At 72.2% G+C, this 13,885-nt stretch carries 12 protein-coding genes; 7 read left to right on the forward strand and 5 right to left on the reverse strand.

Annotated features, from left to right (window positions below; translation table 11 throughout):
* Positions 1 to 35 precede the first annotated feature (35 nt).
* From ACIGO8_RS25105 to ACIGO8_RS25120, 4 genes are all read right to left on the reverse strand, one after another.
* On the reverse strand, positions 36 to 548 hold the full coding sequence (locus ACIGO8_RS25105; protein WP_399734792.1) for a hypothetical protein: 513 nt from the start codon (positions 546 to 548) through the stop codon (positions 36 to 38).
* Positions 545 to 811, reverse strand: a complete 267-nt coding sequence (locus tag ACIGO8_RS25110) for a ferredoxin (protein WP_399734795.1) — start codon at positions 809 to 811, stop codon at positions 545 to 547. The genes ACIGO8_RS25105 and ACIGO8_RS25110 overlap by 4 nt, the downstream gene beginning before the upstream one ends.
* Before the next feature lie 11 nt (positions 812 to 822).
* A complete protein-coding gene (locus tag ACIGO8_RS25115; RefSeq protein WP_399734798.1) occupies positions 823 to 2,025 on the reverse strand; it encodes a cytochrome P450 in 1,203 nt (400 codons plus the stop codon).
* A 160-nt stretch (positions 2,026 to 2,185) separates the two neighbouring features.
* On the reverse strand, positions 2,186 to 3,217 hold the full coding sequence (locus ACIGO8_RS25120; RefSeq protein ID WP_399734801.1) for a methyltransferase: 1,032 nt from the start codon (positions 3,215 to 3,217) through the stop codon (positions 2,186 to 2,188).
* Positions 3,218 to 3,456: 239 nt separating this feature from the next.
* Between ACIGO8_RS25120 and ACIGO8_RS25125 the strand changes: the two genes are divergently transcribed.
* Genes ACIGO8_RS25125 through ACIGO8_RS25135 form a run of 3 tightly spaced genes read left to right on the forward strand, consistent with a single transcriptional unit; the run spans position 3,457 to position 6,464 of the window.
* The gene (locus ACIGO8_RS25125) at positions 3,457 to 4,254 is read left to right on the forward strand and encodes an SDR family NAD(P)-dependent oxidoreductase (protein WP_399734804.1); all 798 of its coding nucleotides are present in this window, start codon (positions 3,457 to 3,459) and stop codon (positions 4,252 to 4,254) included.
* On the forward strand, positions 4,254 to 5,369 hold the full coding sequence (locus ACIGO8_RS25130) for a methyltransferase (protein WP_399734808.1): 1,116 nt from the start codon (positions 4,254 to 4,256) through the stop codon (positions 5,367 to 5,369). The genes ACIGO8_RS25125 and ACIGO8_RS25130 overlap by 1 nt, the downstream gene beginning before the upstream one ends.
* A gap of 30 nt (positions 5,370 to 5,399) precedes the next feature.
* A complete protein-coding gene (locus ACIGO8_RS25135; RefSeq protein WP_399734811.1) occupies positions 5,400 to 6,464 on the forward strand; it encodes a methyltransferase in 1,065 nt (354 codons plus the stop codon).
* 79 nt (positions 6,465 to 6,543) lie between these two features.
* Here ACIGO8_RS25135 and ACIGO8_RS25140 read toward each other — a convergent pair whose 3' ends face one another.
* The gene (locus tag ACIGO8_RS25140; RefSeq protein WP_399734814.1) at positions 6,544 to 7,005 is read right to left on the reverse strand and encodes a MarR family winged helix-turn-helix transcriptional regulator; all 462 of its coding nucleotides are present in this window, start codon (positions 7,003 to 7,005) and stop codon (positions 6,544 to 6,546) included.
* A gap of 178 nt (positions 7,006 to 7,183) precedes the next feature.
* Between ACIGO8_RS25140 and ACIGO8_RS25145 the strand changes: the two genes are divergently transcribed.
* The 4 genes from ACIGO8_RS25145 (at position 7,184) to ACIGO8_RS25160 (ending at position 13,734) form a co-directional block, all read left to right on the forward strand.
* Positions 7,184 to 8,920 carry an MFS transporter gene (locus ACIGO8_RS25145; RefSeq protein ID WP_399734816.1) on the forward strand — a complete coding sequence of 579 codons (1,737 nt, stop codon included), beginning with the start codon at positions 7,184 to 7,186 and terminating at the stop codon, positions 8,918 to 8,920.
* A 237-nt stretch (positions 8,921 to 9,157) separates the two neighbouring features.
* Positions 9,158 to 10,807, forward strand: a complete 1,650-nt coding sequence (locus tag ACIGO8_RS25150; protein WP_399734820.1) for an FAD-dependent monooxygenase — start codon at positions 9,158 to 9,160, stop codon at positions 10,805 to 10,807.
* Positions 10,808 to 10,810: 3 nt separating this feature from the next.
* A complete protein-coding gene (locus tag ACIGO8_RS25155) occupies positions 10,811 to 11,434 on the forward strand; it encodes a hypothetical protein (RefSeq protein ID WP_399734823.1) in 624 nt (207 codons plus the stop codon).
* Positions 11,435 to 11,571: 137 nt separating this feature from the next.
* Positions 11,572 to 13,734 carry a multicopper oxidase family protein gene (locus ACIGO8_RS25160; protein ID WP_399734826.1) on the forward strand — a complete coding sequence of 721 codons (2,163 nt, stop codon included), beginning with the start codon at positions 11,572 to 11,574 and terminating at the stop codon, positions 13,732 to 13,734.
* Positions 13,735 to 13,885 lie beyond the last annotated feature (151 nt).

Below are 13,885 nucleotides of genomic sequence, written 5' to 3' on the forward strand. Positions count from 1 at the left end.
GCACTCTCCTTCGCTCTGTCCCGGCCGGCGGCCGGTCAGCCGTCGACACCGAACCGGGTGCCGACCGCCGTGGACTGGACTTCCATCAGGACCTTTCCGGTGGCGTCGAGGGCCTGGCCCGTGCCGGTCGACGTGAAGCCGCCGTCGGCGTCGAAGCGCGCCGTGTGCCGGATCCGCAGCTCGCTGAGCAGACCGCCGTCGGCGTTCGGCCGCAGGCCCCGGGTCACGTACACGAAGCCGTCGTCGGTCCACTCCCAGGTGCCGATGCCGGTGTGGGTGTGCCGGTGGGTCTGCAGGATCAGCTGCCCGTCGGCGCCGAAGGAGTAGTGCGCGTGCTCGACGTCGGGCACGCCCTCGATGGTGACGGTGACCGACCAGCTGCCGACCGGCGTCGGACGCCGGTCCTTGCGGCGGTGCCCGTACGGCTCGCCGTTGCCGTGCCGCTCCTCCTGCGCCGCGGCCGGGGCCGCGGCGCCGACGGCGAGCGCCGAGCCGAGGAGGCCGGCGCGTCTCAGCAGGGAACGGCGGCTGCTGCCCAGGATGCTCATGGTCGGACCTCTCTCGTTCCTCGTCCTCCGGCCGGCTCGGCCGGGGCGGTCACCGGCCGGCCGGTGACCAGGTCGGTCAGCGTGATCGCCTCGGCCGGGCAGGCCTCCGCGACGTCGATCAGCTCCGGGTCGGGCGCCACCGGGCCGGCCGTCGGCCGGGTGCGGTGGTCGTCGTCCACGGAGAAGTACCGGGGAGCCGCCGCGGCGCAGATCCCGCTGCGACGGCAGGTCTTGTGCACGGTGATCCGCCACTGCTCGTCCATCGCCGGCCCCGTCACCAGGTCACCGGCAGATTGACGAGCGCGCGGGCGGTCAGCCCGGTCTTCCAGGTGAGCCAGTCCGCCGGCACCGCGAGCTTCAGGGTGTCGGGGACGCGGTCGATCAGCGTCCGCAGCGCGATCTGCATCTCCAGGCGGGCGAGCTGGGCGCCCAGGCAGTGGTGGATGCCGTAGCCGAAGGACAGGTGGACGTTGGGCGTGCGCTCGACGTCGAAGCGGTCCGGCTCGGCGAACACCTCCTCGTCGTGGTTGGCGGAGCCGAGCGCGGCGATCACCGCCTCGCCCTTCCTGATCCGCGTCTCACCGATCGTCAGGTCCTCGGTGGCGACCCGCAGCTGGGTGCCGGTGAAGACGAACGGGTTGAAGCGCAGCAGCTCCTCGACGGCGCCCGGGATCAGCTCCGGCTTCTTGCGCAGCAGCTCCAGCTGGTCCGGGTGGTGCAGCAGCGTGAACAGCGCGGTGCCCAGCGAGTTGGCCGTCGACTGGTGCCCGACGGTCATCAGGATCATCGCGAAGTCGAGCAGCTCCTCCTCGGAGAGCCGCTGCCCCTCGTCCCGGGCGTGCACCAGCACGCTCAGCAGGTCGTCGGTGGGCTCGTCACGGCGCCGCTCGATCAGCTCGCGCAGATAGCCGATGATCGCGCCGCGGGCCTCGCGGACCTCCTCGACCGTGTGGCCGCCGAGGCTGAAGATGACCTCGCTCCAGGCGTGCAGCCGGTCGACGTCGTCGTACGGCACCCCGAGCAGCTCGAAGATCACCTTGATCGGCAGGCTCAGCGCGTAGCAGGACATCAGGTCGACCGGCCGCGGCGCGACCAGGACGAGACGGATCTGCTCCTCGGCGAGCTCCTCGATCCGCGGCCGCAGCGCCTCGACCCGGCGGGCCGTGAACGCCTGCGTCACCAGGCGGCGCAGCCGCGAGTGGTCCGGGGCGTCCATGCCCAGGATGGTCTTCGGGCCCGGCGTGGTGTTGCCCATCCGCGGCGCCTCGGGCGTCTCGGCGGCGGCCCGGCTGAGCCGCGGGTCGACCAGCGCCGCGCGCACGTCCGCGTAACGGGTCAGGAGCCAGGCCCGGTCACCGGTGGGGAGCGTCACCCGGGCCACCGGAGCCTGCTCGCGCAGCCGGCGGAACTCCTCGGGCGGCTCGAAGGTGTCCGGCGCCGGGAAGGGGAAGGCCGGCGGTGCATCGTCGATCGACATCGGTATCCCTTCATGCAGGGTGGTACGGGATTCATGCAGGGTGGTACGGGAGCGGATCGCGCTGACACTTCGCGCTGATACGGGGAGTTCGGGGCGGTACAAGCGCGCGGGCAGCCCCTCCGCCGCGAGGTCGCGGAGGTGCCGCCCGTGACGCGAGGGACTACTTCTTGCGGCCGACGACGAGGATGTCGTTGGTGTCGAGCAGCTCGGCGGTGGTCTCCGCGAAGCCGGCCTCCTTCATCCAGGAGCGGCAGTCGTCGACCCGGTACTCGGATCCGCCGTGCGTCACGACGAGCATCGTCAGGCTGGTGAGCAGGTTGTTCAGCGGGCTCAGCTCGTCGTCCAGCATCGGGTCGTAGACCAGCAGCGCACCGCCCGGCTTGAGCGCGTCGAAGGCCGACTTGATGAGCTGCTTGCGGCGCTCGGGGGACCAGTCCTCGAGCACGTGGCCGATGATGACGACGTCCGCCTCCGGGACCGGGTCGGCGAAGAAGTCGCCGCCGTGGAAGGCGATCTTGTCCTTCAGGCCCAGGCCGCCGATGTGGTCCTCGTACGCCGGCTCGACGGCCGGCAGGTCGAACACGGTGGCCTTCAGGTGCGGGTGGGCGTGGATCAGGGTGGCGGCCAGGTTGCCCCGGGCGCCGCCGACGTCGGTGACGGTCTTGACCTTGCTCCAGTCGAACGCCTTCGCGAGCTCCGGACCGACGGCCCAGTTGAGGGCGTCCATCATGGCGACGAAGTCGCGCATCTGCTCCTCGTTGCGGTACAGGTGCTTGAACATGTTGTCGTCGCCGTGGCCCTCGATCTGCGACTCACCGGTCTTCAGCGACTCGGTGAAGCCGCCCCAGGCCCCGTACAGCACGCTGCTGGAACGGCTGAGGAAGCGACCGACGTACGTCCGCCGGCCCTTCACCAGGTGGGTGTCGGCCGCCTCGGTGTTGCCGTAGCGCCCGTTCTCGCGCTTCAGCAGGCCCAGCTTGACCAGCGCGTTGAGGAACTCGCGGGAGCCGCGCTCGTGCAGGCCGAGCTTCGTGCGGATGGCCTCCTCGGTGGCCGGTCCGCCGTCGTGCAGCACGGTGAAGAGGTCGAGCTCGTTCGCGGTGAGCAGGATCTTCGCGCTGCCGAACGCCATGCCCAGCTGGATGATGCCGTTCAGGTCCAGTGAGCCCTGCTCTTCACGGGTCTTGGTCATGCGCCGGTTCCTTTCCGGTCGTGTGTGGCCGCGCCCCGGCTGGTGAGCACGCCCGGTGAACTATCGGGATCCGACCTCAATCCGCCCTGGAATCCCGATGGACCCCCGCTCGGGTGAATCGCTCAAGTGACACTCCAGTCGCGATCTCCAAGCTGGGGTGCGGTGCCCGCGTGTGCGCGTCGCGGGCCGCATGTGACGGACACCCGGCGGACCCGCCGGACAGGGACGGGAGTCTTGCGATGGAACTCGGCCTGAAGGACAAGGTCGTACTGATCACCGGTGGCAGCGGCGGCATCGGCCGGCCGCTCGCCCGCGCCTTCGCCGGCGAGGGCGCCAAGGTCGCGCTCACCTACCTCAGCCGCGTGGAGAACGCCAAGGCCGTCGCCGCCGAGATCGAGGAGGCCGGCGGCCAGGCGCTGCCGGTCCACCTCGACCTGACCGACCCGGAGTCCGTGCGGCGGGCGGTGGCCGAGGTGAGCGGGCAGTGGGGCGGCATAGACGTGCTCGTGGTCAACGCCTCGGCCTCCGGCGGCCCCAGCCCGCACGCGCCGGCCTTCGAGGAGATCCCGGCGGAGTCCTGGCTGCCGGCCCTGCGGGCCGAGGTGGAGGGCGCCTTCCACACCGTGCAGGCGACGCTGCCGGCCATGAAGCCGCGCGGCGGCGGCCGGATCGTGTTCATGTCGGCGGCCATCGTGCAGCGCGGCCTGAAGGGCGCGGAGGGTTACGCCGCCAGCAAGTCCGCCCTGCACGGCCTCAGCCGCACCCTGGGCACCGAGCTCTTCGAGCACGGCATCCTCTCCAACGTCGTCGCGCCCGGCCCGGTGGTGACCGAGGGCCTGCTGGAGAAGCTGCCGGAGGAGGTGCGCGGCCGGGTCGCCGGCCTCGACGCCGAGGGCGCCCGGGCCGCGCTCAACAAGGCCATGCCCTTCCTGCACTTCTCCACGGTCGAGGACGTCGTCAACGCGACGCTGTTCCTCGGCTCCTCGGCCAACGGCAACATCACCGGCAACGTGCTCTACGTCGACGGCGGGCACTGATGGCGGCGACCGATGACCCGGGCGCGGCCTTCAGCCCGCTGAGCGCCCTGCAGGAGCTCCAGCCCTTCCAGTGGTCCGCCGGTCTGGTGGCCCGCGGGATGGCCGAGCTGCGGATCGCCGACGCGCTCGGCGCCGGGCCGCGCACCACCGGCCAGGTCGCCGACGCGATCGGGGCGCACCGGCCGAGCCTGGAGCGCTTCCTGCGCGTGTGCGAACTGCACCGCCTGATCGCACCGGCCGCCGGTGCCGCCGGCGGCGGCGCGGCTGAAGGCGCGACCGGCACCGGCGGGACCGGTGCCGAGGGCGCCGCCGGCGAGGGCGGGCGTCGCTGGGAGCTGACGCCGGCCGGCGAGCTGCTGCGCTCCGACGTGCCGTCGCTGCGCGGCTTCGCCATCGCCGTCAACGCGCCCGGCATGACCCGGCCCTGGGAGCTCGTCGCCGACGTGGTCCGCACCGGCCGCCCGGCCACCCGCACGGTGTGGGGCGTGGACCACTGGGAGTACTACGCCGAGCACCCCGACGAGGCCCGTAGCTACGCCGAGACCTGCGCCTCGCTCTCCGTCGAGGCGGCCGAGGCGCTGGTCGCCAGCTGTTCCCTGGCGGGGGAGCGGGAGATCGTGGACGTCGGCGGCAGCCCCGGCACCGTGCTCGCCCGGCTGCTCCGTGCCGAGCCCGGCGCGCGCGGTGTGCTGCTCGACCTGCCCTGGGCCGTCGGCTTCGCGCGCGAGACCTTCGAGGCCCAGGGCCTGACCGGCCGGGTGGAGCTCGTGGCCGGCGACTTCCGGCAGGAGGTGCCCGCCGGCGGCAGCCTCTATCTGCTCAAGAACGTGCTGTGCGACCTCGACGACGAGGCCGCCGCCCAGCTGCTCGCCCACTGCGCCAAGGCCGCCCCGGCGGGCGGCCGGCTGCTGCTGCTCGACTGGGAGTACACCGACCACTCCTCCCACGTCCACGCCAACGACGTGGAGTTCATGGTGCTCACCGGTGGCCGGGCGCGCACCGAGGAGGAGTACCGGCGGCTGCTCGCGGAGGCCGGCTTCACCTCCTCGCGCCGCCTCCCGCTGGTCGGCCACGAGCGGGCCCCCATCGCACTGATCGAATCCGTCCGGGCCTGACAAGGTCCCCCAGAACAGAGGTGGTTGAGGATGTCAGGTGACGTGACCGTCGACCCGGTGGCGGCCTGCGAGGGCGCCCCGGTGATCGGCCCGCCGCCCGCCCAGGCGGTGGCCGAGCTCGGCTGGGGCATGTGGGCCAGCGCCGTGGTGCAGGCCGCGGCCCAGCTGCGGCTCGCCGACGCGGTCGGCGACGGGCCGGCCTCGGTCGAGGAGATCGCGGCGGCCGTCGGCGCGGACGTGCCCGCGCTGACCCGGCTGATGCGGGCCCTGGTGGGCTTCAGGATCTTCCGTCAGGCCGGCCCCGGCCGGTACGAGCACACCGCCATGTCGCGGGCGATGCGTTCCGACGCGCCCGGCTCGGTGACGGACATCATGCTGACCGGCTCGCACTGGGGCTGGGAGATGTGGGGCAAGCTCGCCGAGAGCGTCCGTACAGGCGACTGCGCCTTCCAGGTGGAGTACGGCAAGGACCTCTTCACCTACTTCCACGAGGACGACAACGCGGCCGGCGAGGCCTGCCTGAAGGGCTACGCGGCGCAGTCCCGTGCCATGAACCCGGGCGTGGTGGCGGCCCTGGACCTGGCCGGCGTGGAGACGCTGTGCGACGTCGGCGGCGGGCACGGCAGCCTGCTGAAGTCGCTGCTGGAAGGAAACCCGCACGTCAAGGGTGTGCTGTTCGACCGTCCGCACGCCATCTCCGCCGCGCTGCCCGAGCTGCGCAAGGGCGGCGCGCTGGGCGACCGGACCGAGCTGGTGACGGGCGACTGCTTCCAGGGCGTGCCCGAGGCGGACGTGTACGTGATCCGCCAGGTGCTGCACATGTGGGACGACGACGCCTGCCACACGGTGCTGACCAACTGCCTCAAGGCGGGCCGGCCGGGCGGCCGGGTGGTGCTGCTCGAGCAGCTGGTGGCAGACCCGCCGGAGACGCCCTGGGACGCCCTGATGGACCTGCACATGCTGCTGGTCATGGGCGGCTGGGAGCGTACGGCCGAGGAGTACGGCGCGATGTTCGAGCGGGCCGGGTTCGAGTACGCCGGGGTCGTGCCGAGCGGCACGCCGCTGCGTCTGGTGGTCGGCCGAATACCCGGGTGACGCGGGGGCGGCTGGTGCGTACGCTCGTAGCGCACCAGCCCGCACCGCCCACCGGTCGACAACAGCCCTTCCCCGGGCCCTACTTGGCGGCGGCCGCCCGCCGGGCCGAGCTCTTGCCGGCCCGGAGCTTCACCGCCTCCTCGTGGGTGATCGGGGCGGCGGCCCGGACGAACTCGAGCACGGTCTCGAGCTCGGTCTCGGTGAAGCGCTCGCACAGCTGCGCGAGCGAACTGCCGAGCGACTCGAACAGCGGGAAGACCTTCGCCTCCAGGTTGGGCATCGGCGTCACGAGCACCCGCCGACGGTCCTTGGGATCCCTGTCACGACGGACATGACCGGCCGCCTCCAGGCGGTCGATGACGCCGGTGATGGCGCCGGTGGTCACCCCGTTCTCCTCGGCCAGCTGCCCGGCCGCCATCGGGCCGCGGGCCACCAGCGCACCGAGGCAGTTCAGGTCCAGGACGCTCAGGCCGAGCCGGTCGGCGACGGCCTGGTGGAAGAGGACCGACCGGCTCACCAGGGTCCGCAGCTCCTGATCCACGGCCGCGGCCAGTTCTGCACGTTCCGCACGATCCGCACTTGACATACGTCCCGCCCTTCCATTTATCTAGCTTCATCGTTATCTTAGTTGCTGAGATAACGAGTCGGGAAGACTCCCGCCTAGTAAGCATCCGAGTTTCTGATTGTCTTGCGCAGTCTAGATCAAAGAGAGGTGCACCATGTCGAACACGTCCGCGACGGCACCGCCCGTCGAGGGAGACCCGAAGCGGAAGGTCGCGCTGATCGTGGTGCTCTTCGCCGCGTTCATGGACCTCCTCGACTCCACGATCGTCAACGTCGCCATCCCGTCGATCCAGAGCGACCTCGGCACCGGATACGCCACGGTCCAGTGGGTCGTCGCCGGCTATCTGCTGTCCTTCGCCGTCCTGCTGATCCTCGGCGGCAGGCTCGGCGACATGTACGGCCGCAAGAAGCTCTTCCTCACGGGCGTGGCCGGCTTCACCATCGCCTCCGCGCTGTGCGGCTTCGCCGGCAGCCCGGGCGTGCTGGTCGGTTCCCGTGTGCTCCAGGGCGCCACGGCGGCGCTCATGGTGCCGCAGGTGCTGTCCATCATCACCGCCGCCTTCCCGCCCAAGGAGCGCGGCGCGGCCCTCGGCGCCTTCGGCGGCGTCGCCGGTCTCGCCACGGTCGGCGGCCCGATCATCGGCGCCCTGCTCATCGACGCCGACCTGTTCGGCCAGGGCTGGCGCATGGTCTTCCTGATCAACCTCCCGGTCGGCATCCTGCTCTTCCTCGCCGCCTCCTCGGTGATCCGCGAGTCGAAGTCGCCCGAGTCGATCAAGCTGGACGTCACCGGCACCGTGCTGCTCACCGCCGGCCTCCTGCTGCTGCTCTTCCCGCTCGTGCAGGGCCGTGAGCTGGACTGGCCCGTCTGGTCCTTCGCCTCCATGGCCGCCTCCGTGCCCGTGCTCGCCCTCTTCTGGACCTACCAGCGGCGGCTCGCCGGCCAGGGCCGCCCGGGCCTGATCGTCCCGAGCATGTTCCGCAACCGCTCCTTCACCGCCGGCATCGTCGCCAACACGGTGTTCTTCGCGGTGACCATCGGCCACTTCCTGATCTTCATCCTCTTCCTGCAGAACGGCCTCGGCTTCTCCGCGCTGCGCGCCGGTCTGACCGGTGTGCCCTGGTCCTTCGGCGTGAGCTTCGGCGCGGCCTTCTCCGCCACCGTCCTCACCGCCAAGCTGGGCCGCAAGGTCATGGTCATCGGCGCAGTGCTGCTCGCCGCCGGCCTCGCCGGGATCTCGCTCACCATCCAGCTGCGCGGCGACGAGATCGGCTCCTGGTCGCTGCTGCCGGCGCTCCTCATCGGCGGCCTCGGCATGGGCATGATCATCGCGCCGATCCTGGACTTCATCCTGACCGACGTCCCGCCGGAGCACGCCGGCGCCGGATCCGGCGTGGTCAACGCCTTCCAGCAGGTCGGCGGCGCCCTCGGCATCGCGGTCATCGGCGCGATCTTCCTCGGCTTCCTCGGCGGCTCGGCCGACACCGCAGCCAAGGACGCCGGCGGCCAGCTGCGCACCGCACTCGTCCAGGTCCACGTCTCCGAGGACCAGCAGAAGGCGCTCACCAACGCCTTCGAGACCTGCTTCACCGAGCGCACCCAGTCCAAGGACCCGACCGTCGAGCCCGCCAGCTGCGCGCCGCTCACCAAGGTGACCGACCCGCAGGCCGGTGCCGCCATCGGCGCCGCCGCCGCGGACGCCCGCCGCGAGGTGTTCTCCACCGCGCTGCAGCGCACCATCCTCGCCCAGCTCGGCCTGACCGCCCTGGTCCTGCTCCTCGTCCTGCTGCTGCCCAAGCAGGCCAGCCACCACGAGGAGTCCTGGGACGAGACCGCCGACACCGGCGGCGAGCCGTCCGGCCCCGGCGTGGCGGAGCCCCGCACCGCCTGAACCGAGCGAGGCCCGAGCCCGGCACGGCCCGAGCCCCCGACCGTACGACCGAACGAGCCCCGACCGTACGACCGCACCACCGACGACCGGACCACTGAACGACCGCACGACCGCACGACGGCACGACCGCACCACCGCACGGAACCGGACGCCCGCGCACGACGGCCCGACCGCACGACCGGGCGTCCGGCCCGTACGCACCGCACCTGACCGACCGTCCCGAACGGAGAGGTACCCATGACCCCCGCTCCCACCGAGCAGACCCCCGTCCTCATCGTCGGCGGCGCCGTGGTCGGACTGTCGACCGCACTGTTCCTGGCCCGCCGGGGCATCCGCCCGCTTCTCGTCGAGCGCCACCCCGGCGCCCTGGGACACCCCAGGGCCCGGGTCATCAACCCCCGTACGGTCGAGATCTTCCGGGCCGCCGGCCTGGAGGAGGAGATCTTCGCCGACCGCTCCCTGACCTCCGAACTCAGCGAGAAGCTGATGGTCCGCGCCGAGACCCTGGCCGGACCGGAGATCTTCTCCGCCCCCATGCAGGACGAGGCGCCCGAGCTCACCTCCGAGGTCACGCCCTGCACCTGGTGCTCCATCGACCAGGACCGGCTCGAGCGCCTCGTCGCCCGGCGCGCCACCGAACTCGGCGCCGAGGTGCGCTGGTCCACCGAACTCGCCGGCTTCGAGCAGACCGACGACGGCGTCGTCGCGACCCTCCGCGACACCGCCACCGGCGAGGAGACCACCGTCCACGCCCAGTACCTGATCGGCGCGGACGGCGTCCGCAGCACCGTCCGCGAGCGCCTCGGCATCGCCGTCGAGGGCCCGGGCACCCTCATCCACACCGTCAGCGTCGTCTTCAAGGCCGACCTGACCGCCCCGCTGCGCGGTCGCGACCTCGGCCTCGGCTACTTCGACCAGCCCGACACCGGCACCCTGCTCATGCCGCTCGACGGCTCCCGCTGGGTCTTCTACACGCCGTACCACCCCGAGCGCGGCGAGCGGCTCGAGGACTTCGACGAGGCCCGCTGCATCGACGCGATCAGGGCCGCCGTCGGCGTGCCGGACCTCCACGTCGAGGGCCTGGAGGTCCAGGTCGAGAAGACCGGCCAGAAGATACTCGGCTTCGAGATCTCCGCCGGCCTCGCCGAGCGCTACCGCGAGGGACGGGCCTTCCTCGTCGGCGACGCCGCCCACACCATGCCGCCCACCGGCGCCTTCGGCGCCGCGACCGGCATCCAGGACGCCGACAACCTCGCCTGGAAGCTCGCCGCCGTCCTCGACCGCACGGCCGGCCCGGCCCTGCTCGACAGCTACGAGGCCGAGCGGCGCCCGGTCGCCCGCTTCACCATCGACTACGCGCTCGCCGAACTCCAGGAGCGCTCGCACGACGGGCAGGACGACGGCCGGGTCAGCTACGCGGCCGCCATCCTCGGCCAGCGCTACCCGAGCGGCGCCCTGCTCCCCGAGGACGGTGACGGTACGGAACTGCCGCCCGCCCTCGACCCGCGCACGCTCGGCCGGCCCGGTACCCGCGCCCCGCACGTCACCGTCCGCTGCCGCGGCAAGGAACTGTCGTCCCTCGACCTCTTCGGCGAGGCACCCGTCCTGCTCACCGGCCCCAAGGGCACCGGCTGGGAGCACGCCGCCGGCCCGGCCGCGCAGCGGCTCGGCGTCGACCTCGACGTGTACCGGATCGGCGCGGAGTACGTCACCGACCCGGCCGGCGACTGGGCCGAGCGCTACGGCGTGGGCCCCGAAGGGGCGGTCCTCGTCCGGCCCGACGGCTTCGTCGCCTGGCGCTCGGCCGGCCCGGCCGACCAGCCGCAGGAACAGCTCGAAGAGATCCTGGCGCGTGTCCTCGACCGCGCCGAGAACGGAAGGAACTGACCGATGACCACCCAGGAGAAGACGTTCAGCGGCGCGCTCGGCCCGGTCACCACCGGACTGCTGAAGTTCGTCGGCGGCGCGTCCGAGCTGACGCTGGCCGCCGAGCCGAAGGACAGCGACCACCTTTACCAGGGCCGTTTCTCCGGTCTCGTCCCGGAGATCGACGCCACGGCCGGCGTGGTCACCGTCCGCTACCCGCGGCGGCTGCACCCCTTCTCGGTCCGCCGGCACAGCGGCAGCCTGACCGTCCACCCGACCGTGGCCTGGGCGATCGAGGTCGACGGCGGCACCGGACGGCTGACCGCCGACCTCACCAACATCGTGCTGACCCGCCTCGACCTCGGCAGCGGCGCCAGCCACGTCTCCGTCTCGCTGCCACGGCCGCGCGGCACCGTCCGCATCCGGGTCGCCGGCGGCGTGAGCAACGTCAGCCTGCGCCGTCCCCAGGACGTCGCGGCCCGCATCGCCGTCAGCGGCGGCGCCTCCCAGCTCACCTTCGACTCCCAGCACCTGGGCGCGGCCGGCGGCGGCACCACCTTCGCCAGCCCCACCTACGAGTCGGCCGAGGACCGCTACGACATCGAGGTGCTCGGCGGAGCCAGCGCCCTGACCGTCGACCGGGCCTGACCGCCGGCCGGGCCTGACCGCCGACCGGTCCTCCTGACCACCACCGCCCACCCGTCAAGAAGCACCACACACCGTCAAGAGACAAGCCCGAGGGCCCGTGAGCGCCCCCGGGCCTGTCTCACTGATCGGAGCAGGGAATGTATCTCGCCATCTCGATCTTCGACTTCATCCTCCAACTCGTGCTGTTCCCGGTCTGGCTGCTGGCCGCGCTCACCGTCCGGCGGCTCGCCACCCGCCCGGACACGAAGCGGCTGCGCCGCGGCGCCCGGATCGCCTCCGTCCTCACGCTGCTCGCCTTAATCCTGTCGGCCGGCCGGCTGCTGACCTTCTCCCTCATGGCCCAGCTCAACTGGGAGCTGGTCGGCGACCGGCGCGTCATCACCACGCTGCTGCTGCTCCTGCCCGGTGTCCTCGCCACGCTGGTGCTCAGCCTGCCGCGGGTGCTCGGTGCGGCCCGGCGCAGCGGCCAGGACGAGCCCACGGCGCTGGCCGCGCCGCGCATCACCGTGCCGCCGCAGCTGGCCGCCTTCGGCGCGGTGGGCGGCTTCTTCGAGAAGTTCCTCCCGCCGGACCGGCCGGTGGCGCTCAACTGGCCGGTGTACGGCGTCATCCTGGTGGCCGGCGCGGTGTGGCTCGCCGTCCGGGCCCGCCGCCGGGCCGACCGGCTGAGCGGGCGCGTACCGACGCCGCCGCGGCGGCGCGGCCGGACGGTGGCGGTGCGGCTCGGCACGGCCGTCGTGGTGCTCGGCGTGATCGGCTCCCTGGTGACCCTGGAGTCCCAGAGCAGCAGGTTCCCGGACACGTTCTCGATGATGAAGGGCACCATGGACTACGGCGGCGGCTCCACCTTCGCCGCCGACCACGAGGGCCACCACGGCACCTCCGGCACCTCCGGCTCGGCCACCGAGGCGCTCGGCGTGCACGGCGCCGGACACGACGCCGGCCACGGCACCGGCCACGCGGCAGGCGGCGCGCACACGAACGCGAACGCCGTCAGCGTGGACACCCTCAAGGGCCCGAAGACCGGCACGCCGGACCGCCGCTTCACCCTCACCGCGCAGGAGGCGAAGATCAAGCTCGCCTCCGGCCGTACCGTCGACGCCTGGACCTTCAACGGACAGATCCCGGGCCCCGAACTGCGCATGAAGCAGGGCGAGCTCGTCGAGGTCACGCTCGTCAACAAGCTCAAGGACGTCCCGGTCAGCACCCACTGGCACGGTCTGGACGTGCCCAACGGCGAGGACGGCGTGGCCGGCGTCACCCAGGACGCCGTCCAGCCCGGCGGCACGTACACCTACCGCTTCCGGGTCAAGGAGCGCGGCACCTTCTGGTACCACTCGCACCAGGCCTCCTCCGAGGAGGTGCAGCGCGGCCTCTTCGGCCCGATGGTCATCGATCCCGCGCAGCCGCTCCGGCCGGTCGACCAGGACGTCACCGTCCAGGCCCACACCTGGGAGACCGCCCAGGGCCCGGTGACCGCGCTCGGCACCTCGGACGTCCTGCAGCGCCGCACGGCGCGCCCCGGCGAGAAGGTGCGGCTGCGGCTGATCAACAGCGACGTCGAGACCCGCATCTTCACCCTGACCGGCGTGCCCTACAAGGTCACCTCGATCGACGGCATGGACATCAACGAGCCCGGCGAGGTCAGCGGCCGCCGGCTGGTGACGGCCGGAGCCGGCCGGTTCGACGTCGAGTTCACCATGCCCGCCACGCCCGTGCGGCTGGCCTCGGAGGACGCCCCGGACGCGGGCATCGCCTTCTCCGCCGACGGCAAGGGCACGCTCGCGCCGAAGTTCGACGGCGAGGAGTTCGACAAGACCTCCTACGGCAGGCCCGGATCCCAGCCGTTCGGCCCGGGCAGCACGTACGACCGCTCCTTCGACCTCGTCCTCGACGAGTGGCTGGGCTTCTACAACGGCGGCTTCGCGCTCCGCCAGACCATCAACGGCCGGGTCTTCCCGGACGCGCCGATGCTCATGGTCAAGGAGGGCGAGCTGATCAAGGTCCGGTTCCTCAACCGCGGCCAGGAGGACCACCCGATGCACCTGCACGGCCACCACGTCCTGGTGCTCAGCCACAACGGCAAGGCCCTGACCGGCAGCCCGATCTGGCAGGACACCGTCCTCGTCCGGCCGGGCGAGGAGTGGGAGGTCGCCTTCAAGGCCGACAACCCGGGCATCTGGATGGACCACTGCCACAACTTCAACCACGCCCAGCTCGGGATGGTGATGCACGTCGCGTACGAGAACGTCACCACCCCGTACCAGGTCGGCGGCAAGGCCGGTAACCGGCCCGACTAGCCGACCGACCGGACGGCCCGGCCGCGCCCGGTGGGCGAGCCGCACACGAGCGGGCTCCGAGCGGCACCGCGTTTCCTTCCGGAGCGAGGGAAACGGTTCGCGGGAGTCCAGGGTGCGGCCTGACTCCGGCCGGCGTACGTCCCCTCCATCC

The organism is Streptomyces sp. NPDC053493, from assembly GCF_044544825.1.
GTDB lineage: Bacteria > Actinomycetota > Actinomycetes > Streptomycetales > Streptomycetaceae > Streptomyces.

Bases quoted from the DNA above. Each gene is read 5' to 3' on its own strand.
- ACIGO8_RS25105 (WP_399734792.1), bottom strand. From the start codon at position 548: ATGAGCATCCTGGGCAGCAGCCGCCGTTCCCTGCTGAGACGCGCCGGC.
- ACIGO8_RS25110 (WP_399734795.1), bottom strand. From the start codon at position 811: ATGGACGAGCAGTGGCGGATCACCGTGCACAAGACCTGCCGTCGCAGC.
- ACIGO8_RS25115 (WP_399734798.1), bottom strand. From the start codon at position 2,025: ATGTCGATCGACGATGCACCGCCGGCCTTCCCCTTCCCGGCGCCGGAC.
- ACIGO8_RS25120 (WP_399734801.1), bottom strand. From the start codon at position 3,217: ATGACCAAGACCCGTGAAGAGCAGGGCTCACTGGACCTGAACGGCATC.
- ACIGO8_RS25125 (WP_399734804.1), top strand. From the start codon at position 3,457: ATGGAACTCGGCCTGAAGGACAAGGTCGTACTGATCACCGGTGGCAGC.
- ACIGO8_RS25130 (WP_399734808.1), top strand. From the start codon at position 4,254: ATGGCGGCGACCGATGACCCGGGCGCGGCCTTCAGCCCGCTGAGCGCC.
- ACIGO8_RS25135 (WP_399734811.1), top strand. From the start codon at position 5,400: ATGTCAGGTGACGTGACCGTCGACCCGGTGGCGGCCTGCGAGGGCGCC.
- ACIGO8_RS25145 (WP_399734816.1), top strand. From the start codon at position 7,184: ATGTCGAACACGTCCGCGACGGCACCGCCCGTCGAGGGAGACCCGAAG.
- ACIGO8_RS25150 (WP_399734820.1), top strand. From the start codon at position 9,158: ATGACCCCCGCTCCCACCGAGCAGACCCCCGTCCTCATCGTCGGCGGC.
- ACIGO8_RS25155 (WP_399734823.1), top strand. From the start codon at position 10,811: ATGACCACCCAGGAGAAGACGTTCAGCGGCGCGCTCGGCCCGGTCACC.
- ACIGO8_RS25160 (WP_399734826.1), top strand. From the start codon at position 11,572: ATGTATCTCGCCATCTCGATCTTCGACTTCATCCTCCAACTCGTGCTG.